The organism is Muricoccus vinaceus (genome assembly GCF_042433125.1).
GTDB classification, from domain to species: Bacteria; Pseudomonadota; Alphaproteobacteria; order Acetobacterales; family Acetobacteraceae; genus Roseomonas; species Roseomonas vinacea.
Window position 1 is genome coordinate 1 of the sequence record NZ_JBHLVZ010000030.1, and the last position, 629, is coordinate 629.

A 629-nucleotide genomic window follows, 5' to 3' on the forward strand; every position below is an offset into this window, starting at 1 on the left:
CATACATCAGCAGGCCTCTCAGCCCACCAACACACCTAACCATCTTCAATTGTGAAAGAACACGAGAAACCACCCAACAACCCCAGGTCTCAACCCGGAGCCAGTGCGGCCCTGTTTCCCGAAGACGACGCAGCGCAAGCAGGAGCAAGATACCCTCTCGCTCAACCACCCGGCCGCAACCCATAATCCGTTCCAAAGGCTTGGAGACGGTCGGTATCGAACCGACGACCCCCTGCTTGCAAAGCAGGCGCTCTCCCACTGAGCTACGCCCCCACAAACCAACAATGGAACAGATATAAATCCGTGAAACGGCCCAACCCAGACACCACCAGATGGTGGGCCAGGGAGGACTTGAACCTCCGACCCCACGCTTATCAAGCGTGTGCTCTAACCAACTGAGCTACTGGCCCAAGGCCGGGAAACCGTGACCCACGGATCAAAGAAGGATACGCGGCCAGCGCTGCGGCACAGCGAACCGCACCGGCGCAAGGCCGCATCCCCCGAACATCAGAAAAGCAAGGATACGGGCATGAGTGAGGACCCTGATTGGATCCGATAGCTTTGATCAGGACTGCCGCAGCCAGGAGCCGAAACCCCTACCCCACGCGCATTCCTTGAAAGGAGGTGAT

At 58.3% G+C, this 629-nt stretch carries 2 tRNA genes; both read right to left on the reverse strand.

Annotated elements, in window-relative coordinates:
* Positions 1-201 precede the first annotated feature (201 nt).
* Positions 202-273, reverse strand: a tRNA-Ala gene (locus ACFFIC_RS12530).
* 60 nt (positions 274-333) lie between these two features.
* Positions 334-410, reverse strand: a tRNA-Ile gene (locus ACFFIC_RS12535).
* Between the last annotated feature and the right edge of the window lie 219 nt (positions 411-629).